This window comes from Pseudomonas graminis (assembly GCF_004364335.1).
Classification (GTDB): Bacteria; Pseudomonadota; Gammaproteobacteria; order Pseudomonadales; family Pseudomonadaceae; genus Aquipseudomonas; species Aquipseudomonas graminis_D.
The window spans coordinates 347,356-364,120 of record NZ_SOCR01000007.1 but is presented as its reverse complement, the minus strand read 5'-3'; the positions used below and the strand labels follow the sequence as shown (position 1 = coordinate 364,120).

The 16,765-nt window shown below is 61.6% G+C and carries 17 protein-coding genes; 11 read left to right on the top strand and 6 right to left on the bottom strand.

Translation table 11 applies throughout. The features are described from left to right. The first annotated feature begins 110 nt into the window (after positions 1 to 110). From EC919_RS15690 to EC919_RS15660, 7 genes are all read left to right on the top strand, one after another. Positions 111 to 857: an SDR family oxidoreductase gene (locus tag EC919_RS15690; protein ID WP_133775345.1), complete on the top strand. Its 747-nt coding sequence runs from the start codon at positions 111 to 113 to the stop codon at positions 855 to 857. A 96-nt stretch (positions 858 to 953) separates the two neighbouring features. Beyond that, on the top strand, positions 954 to 1,655 hold the full coding sequence (locus EC919_RS15685; protein WP_133775344.1) for an amino acid ABC transporter permease: 702 nt from the start codon (positions 954 to 956) through the stop codon (positions 1,653 to 1,655). 6 nt (positions 1,656 to 1,661) lie between these two features. Beyond that, positions 1,662 to 2,420 (top strand): amino acid ABC transporter permease, encoded by a 759-nt coding sequence (locus tag EC919_RS15680; RefSeq protein WP_133775343.1) that lies wholly within the window; start codon positions 1,662 to 1,664, stop codon positions 2,418 to 2,420. Between the two features lie 14 nt (positions 2,421 to 2,434). After that, the gene (locus EC919_RS15675) at positions 2,435 to 3,163 is read left to right on the top strand and encodes an amino acid ABC transporter ATP-binding protein (RefSeq protein ID WP_166650569.1); all 729 of its coding nucleotides are present in this window, start codon (positions 2,435 to 2,437) and stop codon (positions 3,161 to 3,163) included. 88 nt (positions 3,164 to 3,251) lie between these two features. Then, positions 3,252 to 4,085 (top strand): transporter substrate-binding domain-containing protein, encoded by an 834-nt coding sequence (locus EC919_RS15670; protein ID WP_133775341.1) that lies wholly within the window; start codon positions 3,252 to 3,254, stop codon positions 4,083 to 4,085. A 49-nt stretch (positions 4,086 to 4,134) separates the two neighbouring features. Next, a complete protein-coding gene (locus EC919_RS15665) occupies positions 4,135 to 4,404 on the top strand; it encodes a hypothetical protein (RefSeq protein ID WP_133775340.1) in 270 nt (89 codons plus the stop codon). A 181-nt stretch (positions 4,405 to 4,585) separates the two neighbouring features. Then, entirely contained in the window at positions 4,586 to 5,794 is a 1,209-nt protein-coding gene (locus tag EC919_RS15660) for a pyridoxal phosphate-dependent aminotransferase (protein ID WP_243842268.1), read from the top strand. Between the two features lie 68 nt (positions 5,795 to 5,862). Here EC919_RS15660 and EC919_RS15655 read toward each other — a convergent pair whose 3' ends face one another. From EC919_RS15655 to EC919_RS15645, 3 genes are read right to left on the bottom strand one after another with little or no spacing between them, the layout of a single operon-like run. Next, positions 5,863 to 6,840 (bottom strand): biotin-dependent carboxyltransferase family protein, encoded by a 978-nt coding sequence (locus EC919_RS15655; RefSeq protein WP_133775339.1) that lies wholly within the window; start codon positions 6,838 to 6,840, stop codon positions 5,863 to 5,865. Then, positions 6,837 to 7,547: a 5-oxoprolinase subunit PxpB gene (gene pxpB / locus EC919_RS15650; protein WP_133775338.1), complete on the bottom strand. Its 711-nt coding sequence runs from the start codon at positions 7,545 to 7,547 to the stop codon at positions 6,837 to 6,839. The genes EC919_RS15655 and pxpB overlap by 4 nt, the downstream gene beginning before the upstream one ends. A gap of 43 nt (positions 7,548 to 7,590) precedes the next feature. Continuing rightward, positions 7,591 to 9,126, bottom strand: coding sequence for an MFS transporter (locus EC919_RS15645; RefSeq protein WP_133775337.1), 1,536 nt, complete (start codon positions 9,124 to 9,126; stop codon positions 7,591 to 7,593). Between the two features lie 317 nt (positions 9,127 to 9,443). Here EC919_RS15645 and nac point away from each other — a divergent pair, with 317 nt between their 5' ends. The 3 genes from nac (at position 9,444) to EC919_RS15630 (ending at position 11,670) form a co-directional block, all read left to right on the top strand. Further along, complete coding sequence (gene nac / locus EC919_RS15640; RefSeq protein WP_133775336.1) at positions 9,444 to 10,358, top strand: nitrogen assimilation transcriptional regulator NAC; 915 nt, start codon at positions 9,444 to 9,446, stop codon at positions 10,356 to 10,358. Positions 10,359 to 10,512: 154 nt separating this feature from the next. Then, complete coding sequence (locus tag EC919_RS15635; RefSeq protein WP_133775335.1) at positions 10,513 to 11,058, top strand: glutathione peroxidase; 546 nt, start codon at positions 10,513 to 10,515, stop codon at positions 11,056 to 11,058. Positions 11,059 to 11,061: 3 nt separating this feature from the next. Beyond that, the gene (locus EC919_RS15630) at positions 11,062 to 11,670 is read left to right on the top strand and encodes a dTMP kinase (protein ID WP_133775334.1); all 609 of its coding nucleotides are present in this window, start codon (positions 11,062 to 11,064) and stop codon (positions 11,668 to 11,670) included. Positions 11,671 to 11,773: 103 nt separating this feature from the next. Here the strand turns inward: EC919_RS15630 and EC919_RS15625 are convergent, their stop codons facing one another. From EC919_RS15625 to EC919_RS15615, 3 genes are all read right to left on the bottom strand, one after another. Beyond that, positions 11,774 to 14,032, bottom strand: coding sequence for a putative bifunctional diguanylate cyclase/phosphodiesterase (locus EC919_RS15625; RefSeq protein ID WP_133775333.1), 2,259 nt, complete (start codon positions 14,030 to 14,032; stop codon positions 11,774 to 11,776). Positions 14,033 to 14,316: 284 nt separating this feature from the next. Continuing rightward, positions 14,317 to 14,610, bottom strand: coding sequence for a hypothetical protein (locus EC919_RS15620; protein WP_133775332.1), 294 nt, complete (start codon positions 14,608 to 14,610; stop codon positions 14,317 to 14,319). A gap of 259 nt (positions 14,611 to 14,869) precedes the next feature. Beyond that, positions 14,870 to 15,517 carry a BON domain-containing protein gene (locus EC919_RS15615; protein ID WP_133775331.1) on the bottom strand — a complete coding sequence of 216 codons (648 nt, stop codon included), beginning with the start codon at positions 15,515 to 15,517 and terminating at the stop codon, positions 14,870 to 14,872. A gap of 343 nt (positions 15,518 to 15,860) precedes the next feature. Here EC919_RS15615 and EC919_RS15610 point away from each other — a divergent pair, with 343 nt between their 5' ends. Then, a complete protein-coding gene (locus tag EC919_RS15610) occupies positions 15,861 to 16,754 on the top strand; it encodes a universal stress protein (RefSeq protein WP_208294984.1) in 894 nt (297 codons plus the stop codon). Positions 16,755 to 16,765 lie beyond the last annotated feature (11 nt).

The following is a 16,765-nucleotide window of genomic DNA, read 5'->3' as shown; positions in this document are numbered from 1 at the left end:
ACGTCTTGGCGCCCGCAATCGTCGCCCAGTAGAGTCGTGACACAGGCCCGGCCCCCATTTTCCGACACCTGCAACACGGGGTCGCTGAACGATTTGATGAGGAATGAAAGATGCCATTTTCAGACTACAAGACCGCACTGGTGACCGGCGCTTCTTCGGGTATCGGTGCCGCCACGGTCGAGCGCCTTTGCCGCGAAGGCATCACCGTGCACGCGGTCGCCCGCAATGCCGAGAACCTCGCTGCGCTGGCCGCCCGTACGGGCTGCATTCCCCATGCGGTGGACGTGGCTGACCTGGCGGGCATTACGGCGCTGACCGAGGGGCTGGACATTGACATTCTGGTCAACAACGCCGGCGTAGACCGTCCTGGCTCGATTCTCAATGCCGACGCCGAGGGCATCGACGCCCTGATCGACGTCAACCTGCGGGCGGTGCTGCACCTGACCCGGTTGCTGGTGCCCGGCATGGTCAGCCGCGACTGCGGCCATGTGATCAACATCAGCTCGATCGCAGCCGCCTACAACTTCGGCGGCAACTCGACCTATCACGCCACCAAGGCGGCCGTCAGCATGCTTTCGCGCAACCTGCGCATCGACGTATTCGGCAAGCGCGTGCGGGTGACTGAAATCTGTCCCGGCCGCGTGGCCACGGACATCTTTGCCCATGTCCACGGCAATCCGGAAGAAAGCCACAAGAAGTACATCGAAGGTTTCGAGCTGCCGGTGGCGGCCGACATCGCCGACGCCATCGCCTTTGCCATTGCGGCGCCGGTGTCGATGAACGTCGGCCATATGGAAATCACCCCGACGCTGCAGGTCCCCGGAGGTCTGCAGACGACGCGCCCCCAGGGGAGTTGAAGCGGCTGCCGGACAAGAACGGATGCATCCGTCACGCCCCTGGGGGCTCCGGCTTTCGATTGACGCTGCCGCTACAGACTTCCAAAGGTGACTCCCATGATTAAAGGTTTCGATCTGGGGCCGATTCTGACCGGCGAATATGCCGCACTGATGCTTCAGGGTGCGCTGTTGACCCTCAAGTTGATGCTCTTCGCCTGGCTGCTGGCCATGAGTCTGGCGTTTTTGCTGGTGGTGGTGCGCCTGACTCACAACAAACTGGCCGAACACCTGGTCGCCGCTTATGTGGCGTATCACCGTAATGTCCCGACGCTGGTGCAACTGATGCTCTGGTACTTCGGTGTGCCGACGCTCCTGCCTGAAAGCACACAGCTGTGGCTGGCCGATTTCAGCACTGAATTCATCTTTGCGGTGATCGCCCTGGGTCTGTGCCAGGCGGCGTATTTTGCCGAGGACCTGCGCGCCGGCCTGCGGGCGATTCCCGACGGCCAGACCGAAGCCTCGCGGGCGCTGGGCATGGGCTATGTGCGTTCGATGCGTTACGTGATCCTGCCCCAGGGCGTGCGCAACTCGCTGCCGTCGTTGATCAACCACACCGTGTTGCTGTTCAAGAACACCAGCCTGGCAATGGCCATTGGCGTGGTCGAGTTGACCTACGCCACGCGCGAAGTCGAGAACTACACCTTTCGCACGTTCGAGTCGTACCTGGTTGCCACGGTCGGCTACCTGGCGGTCTCGCTGGTGCTGATGGGTATCGGGGCGCTGATCGCCCGTCGTTTCGATCTGGCGCGGGCGAGGTAATCCCACATGTTCGACGTCTTTACTATTCTGCGCGGCAACTGGGAACTGCTGTTGATCGGCCAGTACCCGAGCGGGCCGATGGGCGGCCTGGTCAACACCCTGATGCTGTCGGCGCTGGCGCTGGTCATCGCTTTTCCGCTGAGCATTCTGCTGGCCATGGCGCGCATCTCGCCGTTCCGCGCGCTGCGCTACCCGGCGTTCGTCTGGGTGTATGTGCTGCGCGGTATCCCGCTGTTGCTGGTGATCTTCTGGACCTACTTTCTGGTGCCAGTGCTGATCGGCCATAACATCAGCGCCTTCACCACCATGCTGTGCACGCTGGTGATTTACCAGAGCGCCTACCTCAGCGAAATCGTGCGGGGCGGGATTCAGGCGCTGCCCGGTGGGCAATACGAGGCCGCAAGAGCGCTGGGCATGGGCTACTGGCGGGCGATGAGTTACGTGATCCTGCCGCAAGCGCTTTACAACGCCTTGCCGAGCCTGATCAGCCAGTTCGTGTCGATCATCAAGGAAACCACGCTGGGCTACATCATCAACCTGCAGGAACTGACCTTCTCGGCCAATCAGGTGAACAACCAGCTGCTGACCAAACCGTTCCAGGTCTATTTCATTCTGGCGATCAGCTACTTCTGCATCTGCTACAGCCTGACCCGGCTGGCCGGCGCTGTGGAACATCGCATCGAGCGCAAGCGCAAGGGCGATAACGGCAGCGCGTCTGCCGCCAAGGCCATTCCCGAACTCGTTTCCACCGATCTGCCCAGGTAATCGCCATGAAACCCATGATCACCTTTTCCAACATCGACAAGTGGTACGGCGAGTACCGTGCCTTGACCACCATCAACGCGGAGATATCCAAGGGTGAAGTGGTGGTGGTCTGCGGCCCCTCGGGCTCGGGCAAATCAACCCTGATCCGCACCGTCAATCGCCTCGAGGCCATCCAGGGCGGACAGATTCTGTTCGAGGGCCATGACATTCACGGCACGGATGCCAACGTCAATCGCCTGCGCAGCCGCATCGGCTTTGTGTTCCAGAGCTTCAATCTCTTCCCGCACCTGTCGGTACTCGATAACGTCGTGCTGTCGCCGACCAAGGTCAAGGGCATCAAGGGCTCGGCAGCGAAGAAGCAGGCGATGGAGCTGCTGGACCGTGTCGGCATGGCGCACAAGGCCGGTGCCTATCCCGGCCAGTTGTCGGGCGGTCAGCAGCAGCGGGTGGCGATAGCCCGGGCGCTGGCCATGGAGCCGCCGGTGATGCTGTTCGACGAGCCCACCAGTGCGCTTGATCCGGAAATGGTCGGTGAAGTGCTCAGCGTGATGCGCGGGCTGGCGAAGGAGGGCATGACCATGATGTGCGTGACCCACGAAATGAATTTCGCTCGCGAGGTGGCGGACACCATCTGGTTCATGGACGCCGGACAGATTCTCGAGAAAGCCACGCCCGAGGTGTTTTTCAGCGAGCCCTCGCACCCTCGCGCGCAACGTTTCATCAGCGATCTACGTTCTCATTGAGGCGCCGTCAGAGCCGCCCACGACCCTTGCGCGGTATACCCGCGCGCTCAGGCTGCCGCCCACACCACACACTTTTGAGGATGGATGCATGCGAATCAAATCGGCCTGTCTGGCCCTGATCGTCACCCCGGTAATCGCCATGGCGGCTCACGCCGATCAATGGGCGGATATCCAGGCGAAACAAACCCTCAGCTGCGGGGTGTACTCCGATGTGCCGCCGTTCTCGTCGCCCAACCCACAGACCCGCGTGCTCGAAGGCATGGACGTCGACTTGTGCACCACGCTGGCGAAGCACCTGGGCGTGAAGGTGGAACTCAAGCCGCTGTCGGGCGAAGCACGGGTGCCGGAAGTGAAGATGGGCCGCGTCGATGTGGTCATCGCCAACCTGGCGTACACCAAGACCCGCGCTCAGCAGATCCAGTTCAGCGACCCTTACTACGTGGCCAAGGAAATGCTCGTGGTCAAGAAGCCGCTGGCGGACCAACCGCGTTCTTACTTCGAAGGCAAGCGCATCAGCGCCACCAAGGGCTCGATCTCCGAGCAGTCAATTCGCATGGCCAAGGCCACCCCGGTGACGTTCCAGGACACCGGTTCGGCGTACCTTGCGGTGCAGCAGAACAAAGTACTGGGCGTGGTCACCAATGCCATGTCGGCGGCCAAACTGGTGGCTCAGGCCGGGGCCGGCGGTGTCGAGCTGGGCATCGTCAAAGAACCAATGGCGCTTGAACCGGTGAGCGTCGGCATGCGCCTGGACGAGCCCGTCCTGCTGACGAAGGTCAACGACGCGCTGATGGCCATGGAAACCGCTGGCGAGATCGACCAGATCTGGGCCAAGTGGATCGGGCCGAACACCGAATACAAGATGGTGCGCGAAGAGAAGGTGCAGAAGCTCAGCGCACTGAAATTTGAGCCCCTTGAATGACCACCCGATGGCGGGCCGGTTTTATCCATGAATCCACGGAGACTGCGCAATGAAACGATTGATCGCTGTTGCTGCGCTGATGGCTACAGGCAGTGTGATGGCCGCCGAGGACGTGTGCTCTCTGCAATTGCAGAAACTCGCTGATCAAGCGGCGATCACCAAACCTTCGTCCGTCACCGGCCCATCGTCGGAGGTCGACACGTTGATCGCCGAAGCCAAGGCCTACAAGGCCAAGGGAGACCTGGACAACTGCGCACGCAGCGGTCAGAAGGCCTTGTCGCTGATCAAGCAGACCTCGGGCGGCTCGGCCACGCAATAGCTGCCCCGGCTGACTCGCGTCACCAAGGCCCGGCATTCATGCCGGGCCTTGGTGCATCTGGGGCAGGGCGATCCGGGCCATCCATTTAGGTTATGTCCCCACAGTAAAGCGATATTGGAGCCTGTCGTCCGTTTGCTTCTATGCTTCTTTTGCCCCCCCGATCCCGCAACCACGAAGACTGATGACAATGCCTGCTATCGCTGATCGCTTGAAAAACGTTTCCGTTTCCGCGTCCGTGGCCATGACCCAGAAAGCCCGTGACCTGGCCGCCCAAGGCATCAAGGTCATTGGCTTGTCGACCGGCGAGCCCGACTTCCCCACGCCCGAGCACGCCATCGAGGCCGCCTATGCGGCGGCCCGTGCCGGCGACACCAAATACCCGCCCACCGACGGTACGCCGGCGCTGCGAGCGGCGATTCAGCGCAAGTTCAAGCGCGACAACAATCTCGACTACGAGGTCGCCCAGATTCTCACCGCCGGCGGCGGCAAGCAGATCATTTTCAATGCCATGCTGGCGACTATCAACCCGGGCGATGAGGTGTTGATTCCCACGCCGGCGTGGATCAGCTACGCCGACATCGTCAAGTTTGCCGGCGGTGTGCCGGTGCCGGTCAATTGCACACAAGCCAATCACTTCAAACTGCGTCCCGAAGACCTCGAAGCGGCTATCACGCCGAGGACCAAGTGGCTGCTGCTCAACTACCCGAGCAATCCGACGGGTTCGGCGTGCTCACGGGCCGAGATGGCCGCAATCGCTGCGGTGATGTTGCGTCATGAGCACGTGTGGATCATGACCGACGACATGTACGAGCACCTGATCTACGACGATTTCGAGTTCTGCACCATCGGCGACGTCGAGCCGCGTCTGCTCGATCGTGTGTTGACCGTCAACGGCGTGTCCAAGGCGTATGCCATGACCGGTTGGCGGATGGGCTTCTGCGGTGGCCCGGCGGATCTGGTCAAGGCGATGAGTAACGTCAACACCCAGAACAGCGGGGGGATCTGCACCCTGACCCAGGCGGCGGCGATTGCCGTGCTCGATGGCCCTCAGGACTTGCTCAAGGAGCGCGCGGCGATCTACCAGCAGCGCCGGGATTTCGTGCTGGGGGGGCTGGCGGATATTCCCGGCCTGCAGTGCCACAAGCCTGAGGGTGCTTTCTACCTGTTTCCGAACATGTCCGAGCTGATCGGGCGGACCTCGCGTGGCGGGCGCCGGATCGGCAGCGATACCGATTTCGTCATGGCCTTGATGGAAGAGCACCACGTGACCACGGTGCAGGGCGCTGCCTACGGCATGAGTCCGTACTTTCGCCTGTCCTACGCCACCAGCCTCGACGTGCTCGGCGAAGGCTGTGATCGCATCGCCGAGTTCTGTGCAGGTCTTAAGTGATTTGATTTGATCTGTCTTGCCGGCGATGGGGCCCTTGAAGGCCCTGTTGCCGGCAAGCCCGCCTTCGATCAGCGCAAGGCCAGCGCCTGCAGCATCCGGCCCACCGCCTGCAAATACCCTTCAAGGGCCTCTTCGGCCGCGATTGCATCCCGAGTGTCTGCCTGGACCAGACGAATCCTGCTGCCGATGGGTGCCTGCCCCAACCGCCACAGGTCCACCTCGATAATCCCGGCGATCTTCGGATAACCGCCGGCGGTGTTGGCGTCGCTCATCTGAATGATCGGCTCGCCCGCAGGTGGGACCTGGACGATACCGGGGACCAGTCCATAGGAGCGCATCTCGACCACGGTTTCCGGCTGGATAGCCAGCCCTGACAGGCGATAGCCGGTGCGGTTGCTTTGCGCCGAGATCTTCCAGCTCTGCGCCCAGAAGCGCTCGGCATCGGCCTTGAACAACGCGTATTCACCGGCCGGAATCGCCCGCAGCAGCAGCGTCCCGTCGGCATCCACCGGGAAGTGTTCTCGCACCGCCTCGCTCGGCGGCGTGACCCCAAAGCCTCCGGCTGGCAGCGCGGGCAGAGGTCCGTCAAGCACGGCCAACGTGTCACTTGGGGCCAGGGTCCGGCCTTCGTGACCGCCGAAATTGCCGCGCAGCGAGGTGCTGCGCGAGCCCATCAGCTCGGGCACATCGATACCGCCGCTGACACACAGGTAGCCACGGGCGGCACCCTTGGGGAAACGCAGCTCCAGTTCCTGGCCGGCCTCCACGGTACAGGCCCACCAGGGCAGCAAGGGTTGACCATCCAGACGCGCCTTGCAGTCGGCACCGGTCAACGCGATTGCCAGGGTGCGGGTAAAACGCACCTTGAAGGGAAAGGTCTGGATTTCGATGGCGGCACAGTTCTCGTCGTTACCGAGCATCAGGTTGCCGACGCGCAGGGCGACCGGGTCCATGGCACCGGCGGTTGCGACGCCGATATTGCGATAACCGCGGCGCCCGAGGTCCTGCACACTGTTGAGGGGGCCGCTGGCGATAATCTCGATCACAGTTCGATCCTTTCAGGCAGAAAACGCACGGTGTCACCCGGTGCGAGGGTGGCGGGAACGCTGGCATAGGGGTCGAACATCGGCAGCTCGGCGCTGCCCAACGCGTTCCAGCCATTAGGCCCGTCGAGTACTGAAAGCCCCGATTGCATGCCACCGATAGTGACCATGCCCTTGCGCATGTTCAGCGAAGGGACCTTCTTGCGTGGCATGTAGATCGCCGGATCGAGGCCTGCCAGATAGCCGAAGCCCGGCGCGCTGGCCACTGCAAAAACGGTATAGGTCGCCTGATGATGACGACGGATCACCTCGGCGGCCGGCAGCCCGGAAAAGTCGCAGATGGCTGGCAGGTCGATGGCGTACTCGCCCCCGTAGCAGGTGGGAATCTCGATCAGCCGGCCCGGGCGGTCGAGCTCTCGCGCCAGGCTCCAGGCGTCGTGGAGTCGTTCGATGATTCGGTCCGGCGCGGCAGGCGTCTGCTTGAGCACCACCAGCAGATTGGTCATCCCCGGTACCAGCTCTTCGATATCGTCTTCATGCTGCAGCGCGTCGCTCAAGGCCCAGATGCGCCGTTGCGCGGCCAGATCGAAATCCCCCGGGGCATCGATAAGAAAGGCGCGGCTGCCGATCATCGAGACCTTGGCGGGCAGGTGGGTCAAAAGCAGCGCGGGGGCAGGGGATGCACCGAGCGGCTGCGGACTGCTGTTCATGATGAAATTCCTGTAGCGCAGGGAGATAAGAAAAGGGTCGGGTTCATGACTTGTGGCCTGCCGCCTGACCTGGAGCGGGCATCAGTTGCACCGTGGGCAGACGCCTCAGCACCCACAGCGCCATGAGAGTCAGCACGGCGCAGGTGGCCAAACCCATGGACATGGCCTCGACCAACGCCGAGCGTCCGAGCGTCAGCAGTGCCGGGCTCAGCGTGGCACCCTGGGACAGCACTTGCGGATCACTCAACAGCGCCAGTGCCTGAGTCTGGCCGGCCTCTGTCAGCAATCGGCCGAGGTGCCAGGCATAAAGCACGTTCACCAGGGCACCCATGCACGCCGTGCCCAGCAGGCCGCCGACCAGTCGCAGTGATTGCTGCAGTGCGGTGGCGATGCCCAGGTACTGACGCTGCACCAGTGTCTGGGTGAACACCGACAGGTTGAGAAAGATAAAACCCAGGCCCAGGCCCGCCAGCAGAATCAACCCCAGCAGAGTGTTGAACCCGGCGCACGGGCCGACCAGCGCCAGGCCAAGGCAGGCGCAACCCAGGGTGGCGAAACCGGCCTGGGGCAGGCGGTTGGGATTGCGCAGGCGCGTCATGATTCGGCTGTTGACGATGGCCCCCAGGGTGATGCTTAACGCCAGTGGCGTAATCAGCACGCCGGCCTGTTGCGGTGAATAGCCATAGCCCCCCTGTAGCAGCAGCGGCAGATAGAACAGCAGCGTGAACATCACCGCGCCGGCCAGCAGTGCGAGGATGAACAGCACCCGCATGCTCTGATCGGCAAACAGCGGACCGGGCAGCAGGGGCGCCGCACTCCGCCGTTCCTGAAACCACAGCGCTGTAAAGGCCGCCAGACTGATAACGCCCAGCGCCGTGCACACCGCCACGCTGGAATGCCCCAGCCATTCGACGAACAGTTGCAGCGCACCCAGGCCCAGCGCGATCAGTGCCGCCCCGGTCCAGTCCATGCGAATCGCCCCGGTGGCGGCCGGCCGGTACCACGGCAAATGGCGCCAGGCGAAATACAGCGCCAGCGCCCCTAGCGGCAGGTTCAGCCAGAACACCGAGCGCCAGCCAAAATGCGCGGTCATGAAGCCACCCAGCCCTGGCCCGATGGCGTTGACCACGCTGAACAGCGCGCTGAGCATGATCTGCCAGCGCAGGCGTTGGCGGGTGTCGGGAAACAGCTCGGGGACGCAGGCGAACGCCGTGCCGACCAGCATGCCGCCGCCGATGCCTTGCAGTGCGCGTCCGACCACCAGCGCGACCATCCCGTTGGCCAGCGCGCACAGCACGGAGGCGAAGATAAAGATCAGCGTGGCGGCAATGACGAAAGGCTTGCGCCCGTAGTAATCACCCAGGCGGCCAAAGATCGGAATGGTCACGATCGAGGTCAGCAGGTAGCCGGTCGCCACCCAGGCGTACAGGTCGAAGCCGTTGAGTTCGCTGACGATGGTGGGCAGCGCGTTGCCGATCACGGTCTGGTCGAGGGCCGACAACATCAGCACCAATGACACACCGAGCATGGCCAGCAGCGCCTGGCGAAACGTCAACGGTCGGGTTTCGGCGCGGGTCATGGGTGGGTGCTGCGATGCGAATGACAGGCAGACATGCGGCCGCTCCTCGGGTGTCGGTAGGCTAATTTAAGAGCTGAGGCGCGCAGGCAGAAAGACATCTTTGTTCTGGACGGATAAGGCCTCCTTATGACGCACCCCGGGTGCACGGCTGCACCAATTTGGTGGGAAGGATGAGGGTGCAGCGCACAGGTTCGGTGAGCTGAGAGGTCGGCGTCTGCCATAGGTAAAGGCGATGACCTGCGCCAGAGCGTGCACTTGGCCGGCTGGCGCGGCTCTTGCTCTGGCAAGGCCATGATCTTATTCAAGGGTGTGACCGCGTGAATTTTCGCCGTTTGAAGTACTTCGTCAAGATTGTCGACATCGGCAGCATGACCCAGGCGGCCAACGTCCTGCACATCGCGCAACCGGCGCTTAGCCAGCAACTGGTGACGCTCGAGACCGAGGTGCAGCAGCAGCTGCTGATCCGCACCAAGCGCGGCGTGACCCCGACCGAAGCCGGCAAGGTCCTGTACGGGCATGCCCAGTTGATCCTGCGTCAATGCGAACAGGCGCAAAGCGATGTCAACGCCACCGGCCATGCCTTGTCAGGCCAGGTGTCGGTGGGGCTGGCGCCCGGCACTGCGGCCTCGGCGCTGTCGGTGCCACTGCTGCGTCGCGTGCGCGAGCTACATCCCGGGATTCTGCTGTACCTCAACGAAAACTTCGGCACCACGCTCAGTGAGCTGATCATGAACGGGCGCATGGACATGGCGGTGCTGTACGGCGGTCGCGAAATCCACGGCCTGAGCTTCACGCCCCTGCTGCGCGAGCAGTTATACCTGGTCAGCGCCGATCCGCAGTTCGCCGCGCAGCCGAGCATTCCGTTGACCGAACTGGCAGCGCTCGACCTGCTGCTGCCACGCACCTACAACATCATGCGGCGGCTGGTGGACGATGCGCTGATGAAGCTCAACCTCAGCGCCAAGGTGATCGCCGAAGTCGAATCGGCCTCGACGCTGGCGACCGCCGTTGCCGAACGCTTCGGTTCGACCGTGCTGCCCGAGTCCGCCGCGCGGGCGATGCAGCAGCATCAGGACGTGCACCTGACCCGCATCGTCGAACCCGAGATCGAGGCGCCTCTGGCGCTGTGCCTGTCCGGGCATCTGCCGCTGTCGGTACCGGGCCAGGCGGTGAAAATCATCTTGCTGGACATGATCGCCGAAATGCGCGAAAGCCTGGGCGCCTCCCGTTGACAGTGGCCTGACCGGTTGACGCGCGGATGGCGCGCATTGAGGGTGATGCCATGCAAATGATGAGTAAATCATCGGCTGCATGCTTTAAGGTGTCCCTGAAGGCCGACCGGCGATGCCCGGCCCCATACGACTCAACCGCCAACAGGAGCCACCCATGACCGATTCTCTGTACGACATTCCCCTCAAGCAAATCGATGGCACGCCAGCCAGCCTGGGCCAGTACAAGGGCAAAGTGCTGCTGGTGGTGAACGTGGCCTCTAAATGCGGGCTGACGCCGCAATACGAAGGGCTTGAAAGCCTTTACCAGGGCAAGAAGGAAGCCGGACTTGAAGTGCTGGGCTTTCCGGCCAACAACTTCAAGGAGCAAGAGCCGGGCAGCGACAGCGACATCCAATCGTTCTGCTCGACCACCTACGACGTGCATTTCCCGCTGTTCTCGAAAATCTCGGTCGCCGGCGACGACACCCACCCGCTCTACCGCGAACTGACCGCCGCCCAGCCCGCTGCCACCGGCGACGGACCGTTCCGTGAACGCCTCAAGGGCTATGGCATCGAAAGCGGCGCAGGCACCGACGTGCTGTGGAATTTCGAGAAATTCCTGATCGGGCGAGACGGCAAGGTGATTGGCCGCTTTGCGCCGGATGTGACCGCAGATGACCCACGCCTGACCGCCGCCATTGATGAAGCCCTTGCTGTCTGACCCATGAATCGTCCGCTGTTCGTTTCTCTGGATGGGCCCAAAGGGGTAGGCAAAACCACCCTGCTGGAGGCGGTGACCCAGTCACTCAGGGCTGACAACAAAAAAGTGATCCGGCTGAGCGAGAGCAAAAGTGACCCCCACCGGGGAGAAACAATGGCCCTCGTCAATCAACTGGTCAGACAACCCGACCGGGATCTGGAGTGGGAGGTGTGTAAGCGCCTGGCCGCCAGCCGTAGCTGGATTTCCCGGTATGTCCTGCCCCGACAGCCACCTGACAGCATCATCCTGATCGACCGCTGGTATCCCTCCGATGCCGCGTTTCGCCGCCTCGTCCCGTTTGCAGAGATTCTGCAGTTGAACCTTGACCAGGCCGTGCGTGTGCCGGACCTGCATGTCGGGGTTGTCACCGCCGCTGCTATTTCATGGGCGAGGGCAACCTCGCGACGGCGTGGGTTGAGCAGTACGGTGATTCACGAGCTGGAGGAGCATGCTGTTTGCACTGATGCCTTTGAGCGGGCGGTGTTAGATAACGGCTGGGTGTTGTGCCGGAATGAAGGGCTGCTCGCGGACGCGACGCTGCAAGTGGTTTCGGCAATATACAAAGTCCTCTGAAAATTCCGCCCGACACGCCGCTGGCCGATCTCACGAGACGTTTAGTGAACGCTCGAATTTCGGTATCGGCTGACAGCCAGGTCATATTCAAGTGACTAAGGCATCAGGGAAGTGCCAGGGGTCTGCTGGCAACCAGCAATGCCAGAAGATCCTCGGCCAGCACCGGTGGGCTCAGCAGAAAACCTTGAGCATAGGGGCAGTCCAGCTCCCGGAGCTGGTCGAGTTGGCCGAGCGTTTCGACGCCCTCGGCAACAATCGCCAGGTCCAGTGCTTCGCCCAGAGACAGAATACTTTTGACGATGGCGACGCTGCGTTCGTGTTTCATCATGCGGGTGACAAAGGACCGATCAATCTTGATGGCGTCGATGGGGTAACGGTCGATGTAGCCGAGGGAGCTGTAGCCGGTACCGAAGTCGTCCAGCGCAATCCGGATGCCCTGAGCGCGAAGGTCTTCGAGGGTCTTGGCAACCATCTCCGGTTCATGCAGGAACACGGATTCGGTGATCTCGATCTGCAAGGCGCGGGCATCGAACCCGGTCTCTGCAATGATCTCGGCGACCTGCAGGGCGAAGTCTTTGCGGTTGAGCTCTACCCCTGACACGTTCACGTTCAGCTTGATACTGCCCGGACCGGTAGCGTCCCCCCATTTCTTGACTTCGCGACAGGCATTGCGCATCACCCATTGGCCAAGATCGCAAATGACCCCAATGTCCTCGGCCACGCTGATGAACACATCGGGGGCGATAATACCCAGGGTCGAGTGGCGCCACCTCACCAGCGCTTCCACGCCGATGATTGTTTCAGTGGTGATGGAAAATATCGGCTGGTACACCAGGTAGAACTCATCGCGGGTGATCGCGTGCTTGAGCGCGTTCTGCATCACCAGCATGTCGATCGATGCCTGGCGCATCGAGAGGTCGAAGACTGCCCAACTGCCACGGCCTTTCTTTTTTGCCGCGTACATGGCCACGTCCGCATCCCGGATCAGGTCTTCGGCGGTGGTGTGCTGGACGTCCAGCGTCGCGATACCAATGCTGCAGGAGATAAAGAGTTGTTGCCCGTCGATGGCGGTCGGCAAACTGAGTGCGTGGGTCACTCGCCTGGCGGTCTCGATCGCCTGTTCCTGATGGCCTTGCTCAGTCAGCAATATCGCGAACTCGTCTCCACCGATGCGGGCGATCACCGCTGTGGGATCAATGCACTCGCTCAAGCGTTCTGCAACGCTTTTGAGCAAGATGTCGCCCGCATGGTGGCCCATGCCGTCGTTGACGTACTTGAATCGATCCAGATCCAGATACAACACCGTGGCCGCGCCGGGATTACCGGCGTTCCCCCTGCTCAGGGCCGAATGGATGCGGGCCATGAAGTAACCGCGATTCTTGAGCCTCGTCAGCTCGTCATGGAACGCCGCGTAGGAGAGTTCGTCCTGAATGCGCTCCCGCTCGATCAGCCGCGACTCGAGCGCCACGCGCTCTTCACGATCAAGCTGGGCCTGGCGGAAGTGCTGTTCCGCGTCTTTACGCTCTGTGATGTCGCGCTGTACGGAAACCCAGTGGGTGAACCAGCCTTTCTCGTTGGCGACCGGCACGATACTGAGCTGCACCCAGAACCGGGTTCCGTCGCGACGCGTGTTGATCAGCTCGACCTCGACGGGATCCCAGCGCTGCAGCGCCTCCCTGATCTGCTGGAGCGTGGCACGGTCAGTCTCGGGGCATTGCAGAATCCGCGGCGTCTTTCCCATGACTTCTTCGAGGCTGAAACCGGTGGTGGTGAGGAACGCCGGATTGCAATACACGATGCGCGGTCCGGGCAAATCGATGGGTTCTGCTTCGGTGATCAGGATGGCGTCCTTCGCGTTGACAACCACCGACTCCAGCAAGCGCAGGCGCTCGATGACCGCAGATCCGCCGACCGCAGGTGCGGGGTTCGTCTTGAGGGAGTCGTAGAGATCGGCGGCATGGGTTTGCACGCCATAGATGTGCGCGGCGCTGAGTCGCTTATGGGGAAGCGGGATCGTCATCAAGACCGCACCGTTCAGAGCACCGGCGCCATCTCGAATGGCAACGCAGACCAGCGACTCATCGACCACTCGATCCAGCCCGGCAGGTAGCGCAGCGTCAGCGGGCATGGCCTCGCCAACGTCGACGACGCCGCCGTAGGACAACACCATCTTTAACCAGCCACCGGTGATTTCATCTGCGCGCACTTCCGGCGCAGTGCCGTAGGTCGCCACCGTGCGCCACTGCTCTTCGTCTCGCAATATCAGAATGGCGCCCGTCGCCCCGGTCAGGTGGGAAGCAGCATCGAGAAAATGACCCAAAACTTCATGATTCTTCAAACCGAGGTGAGCCTTGGCGGCCATGTGCATTACCTGAAAAAAAAGGACGAAGTGCCAGGCGGTCATTCGACACGCGCAGAGATCGGCAACCTGGAGCGGCTGGGTGGCAGAACGGCTGCACCAGCAAGCCGGTAGCACTTTCGGTATCGGCGTGTCGACGAAGTTCAATAGGGCAACGCGACTCACGATCTGCACGACAGGAGAGGCCGATTGAGGGCTGGCCTTCCGGTGATTTCAATGTGGCATCATACTACTTTCGAGTGGTGGCAAATGTCGCCTAATAACGTGATTTGCACCCGAACACAGTTTCACGCGCTGGAAGGGTCAACCGACGGTGTATCAGGGGCAGAAGCCTGGGCGAATTCGGGAAGGATTTTTCGAATCAGCGTATCGATTTGAAAATCGTCTCGATTGGCCATCACTCCGTTCGACGCAATCTTCGTGTTCTCCAGGATCAGGCGGACCATCCCCGACGCACCCGCCCGCGTATGGCCGATCTGCTCGGCCCGTTGCACGTCCCCTGGCGATTGCTTCGGTATCGCCGCTTCCCGACAATTTTGACGTCCATGCGCACAGCGTTCGCTCATGTCGCCGGCCGTCATGCAGGTCATTAACGGGCAACTCAGATCGAAGGGGCTGAGCGCTGCGGCTATTTGAGGGGGCAGTCCCAAAACCTGCGGTTAGGCGTAAGTTCAAGGGTGATATCGGTCAATGGCTGACCGGGGAGGGCATCGAAACCGTATTTTGCGTCAGCACTCGCGCGCAACTTGCCAGGCGTCTCAGGAGTCTGTCGCGCTTGCGGCGATTGCACCCCTTGCGGTGCAGCATCCAGATCAGTTTTCAATGGCATGCACCGCCCAATCAGGTGATGAGCAGATGGTTTTCTACGTTCTTCACGCCAGGTACGGCCCAGGCAGCATGTTCGACCGCTTTGCGTTCAAGCCATCGGTGAACAGTGCCCTCAAGCTTGACTTGATTGCCGTCGGCGGAGACACGGATTTTGGTCAAATCCAGGTCCGAGCTTCTTCCCAGCGCTTCTTCGATCAGCCGCTTGATGTCTTGTGCGTCGGCTTTGGGTGTTATGACCAGCAGGTTGTTGAGACCCACGACGCCGTCCAGTTTCTGTATCGCGTTTTGCGCAGCCTCTTTCTGATATTGCCACTCCACGTTGCCCTCAAGCGTCACCCAGCCTTGCTGCACCTTGACCTGTATTTGTTCGTCCGGAACCACGGTATTCCAGCGCAGCAGGTCCAGGCACCGCGAGGCCGTCACTTCGTCACCGAAACCCACGGCCGTGGTCGCCCGCACTTTCAGTTCTTCGGCGACAGCCCGCACCCCCTTGACGCGCTTGACGGCCCGCTCTGTGGCGATCTTTTCAGCGTAGGTCCCGACATGACCCGTCAGGATGACGACGCCGTTTTCGATGGCGACGCCAATGGCGGCGGCATCGATGTGGGGCAAAAACTCAAGTTCGTCCAGAATGCTTCGGCGTAACGTCAAGTCGCTCATGGTCAATCCTCTTGGCTGAAGGCACTGGCGCGCAGCCCGATCACCGGAAGCCACGCTGTAGTCATTGAACGCTCGCCGGGAAATCAAACATTGAGGTTTGTCAGTGAAAGACGCTTTAGCCGCCAGGCGACACGATTTTCCTGATGAACAATGACGGCTGGGGAAATAATCAGGATCTTGATCAACCTCTGATCTACATCAGATGCCGGGCGCGCTACACGCCCACACTCCGCTCAAGGCGCAACGCCCTGACAGGTTGTCCATCGCCGATGAGCCACCGCCGCTGTCCAGCCCCCCAGAGATGATGAGTGAGGTCTATGTGAAAGACTCGCCGTGCCTTTTATTGATTGCCTCGTCAAAGCAGGAGCGTACGCCGGCCTTCGAACGCGCCGTTGCGTTGGCCAGGACCAGCGGCGCTCGATTGCTGATCGCGGCCCTGGACCACGTGAAACTGTTGGAAATAATGGGGCTTTTCAATCCTGAGGCACTGGCGAAACTGCGTGACGCCCACTTGCAGGTCCATCAGCACTGGCTCGAGTCGCAAGTGCAAGAAGAGCGCAGCAAGGGCCTCGATGTCGATCTGCAACGGTGGGGGACGGGGGATGTGTTCGAGGACATACAGCACTGCGTCAGAAGTGTCCGGCCCGTTATGTTGATCAAGGACGTTCACCATGAAGCCTCACTGCAACGGCTCTTCTCGACGCCCCTGGATTGGGAACTGTTGCGCCACTGCGCGTGCCCGGTTCAGCTTGTTATCCGCTCCACGCATCCCCTGCCGGTCAAGATGCTGGCTGCGGTCAACCTTTATCGGTCCAATGACGCCGACCTGCGCCTGAATCACCAGATACTCAACGTCGCGACACAACTGGCCCTCCAGTGCCATGCCGTGCTGCACGTGCTGTATGTGTACGACTGGGCGGCAATTTATGCGTCGGGGATGACCATGATGGGCGCCATGCCGGTCGAGCCCGGGTTCCAGGAAGCCCTGAGTGACGCACACGAAGAATCCTTTGCGTCGTTATGCGCGCAGCATGGAATCATGGAACGGCGTCGCCATTTCATGACCGGCACCCCACAGCCCACGATTGAAGCGTTCGCTCGACTGAACGACTTCGATCTGCTGGTGATGGGAACGATGCCGCGCCATGGTCTGGAGCAGGTCATGGGTAACACGGCAGAAGTGGTGCTGACCCATGCGCCTTGCAGCGTGCTGGTCGTCAGGGCCGGCTCGCTGTAAATGGCAGGCTG

Bases quoted from the DNA above. Each gene is read 5' to 3' on its own strand.
- EC919_RS15625 (WP_133775333.1), bottom strand. From the start codon at position 14,032: ATGGCCGCCAAGGCTCACCTCGGTTTGAAGAATCATGAAGTTTTGGGT.
- EC919_RS15680 (WP_133775343.1), top strand. From the start codon at position 1,662: ATGTTCGACGTCTTTACTATTCTGCGCGGCAACTGGGAACTGCTGTTG.
- EC919_RS15630 (WP_133775334.1), top strand. From the start codon at position 11,062: ATGAATCGTCCGCTGTTCGTTTCTCTGGATGGGCCCAAAGGGGTAGGC.
- EC919_RS15690 (WP_133775345.1), top strand. From the start codon at position 111: ATGCCATTTTCAGACTACAAGACCGCACTGGTGACCGGCGCTTCTTCG.
- EC919_RS15665 (WP_133775340.1), top strand. From the start codon at position 4,135: ATGAAACGATTGATCGCTGTTGCTGCGCTGATGGCTACAGGCAGTGTG.
- pxpB (WP_133775338.1), bottom strand. From the start codon at position 7,547: ATGAACAGCAGTCCGCAGCCGCTCGGTGCATCCCCTGCCCCCGCGCTG.
- EC919_RS15620 (WP_133775332.1), bottom strand. From the start codon at position 14,610: ATGACGGCCGGCGACATGAGCGAACGCTGTGCGCATGGACGTCAAAAT.
- EC919_RS15615 (WP_133775331.1), bottom strand. From the start codon at position 15,517: ATGAGCGACTTGACGTTACGCCGAAGCATTCTGGACGAACTTGAGTTT.
- EC919_RS15685 (WP_133775344.1), top strand. From the start codon at position 954: ATGATTAAAGGTTTCGATCTGGGGCCGATTCTGACCGGCGAATATGCC.
- EC919_RS15675 (WP_166650569.1), top strand. From the start codon at position 2,435: ATGATCACCTTTTCCAACATCGACAAGTGGTACGGCGAGTACCGTGCC.
- EC919_RS15635 (WP_133775335.1), top strand. From the start codon at position 10,513: ATGACCGATTCTCTGTACGACATTCCCCTCAAGCAAATCGATGGCACG.
- EC919_RS15645 (WP_133775337.1), bottom strand. From the start codon at position 9,126: ATGACCCGCGCCGAAACCCGACCGTTGACGTTTCGCCAGGCGCTGCTG.
- EC919_RS15660 (WP_243842268.1), top strand. From the start codon at position 4,586: ATGACAATGCCTGCTATCGCTGATCGCTTGAAAAACGTTTCCGTTTCC.
- EC919_RS15670 (WP_133775341.1), top strand. From the start codon at position 3,252: ATGCGAATCAAATCGGCCTGTCTGGCCCTGATCGTCACCCCGGTAATC.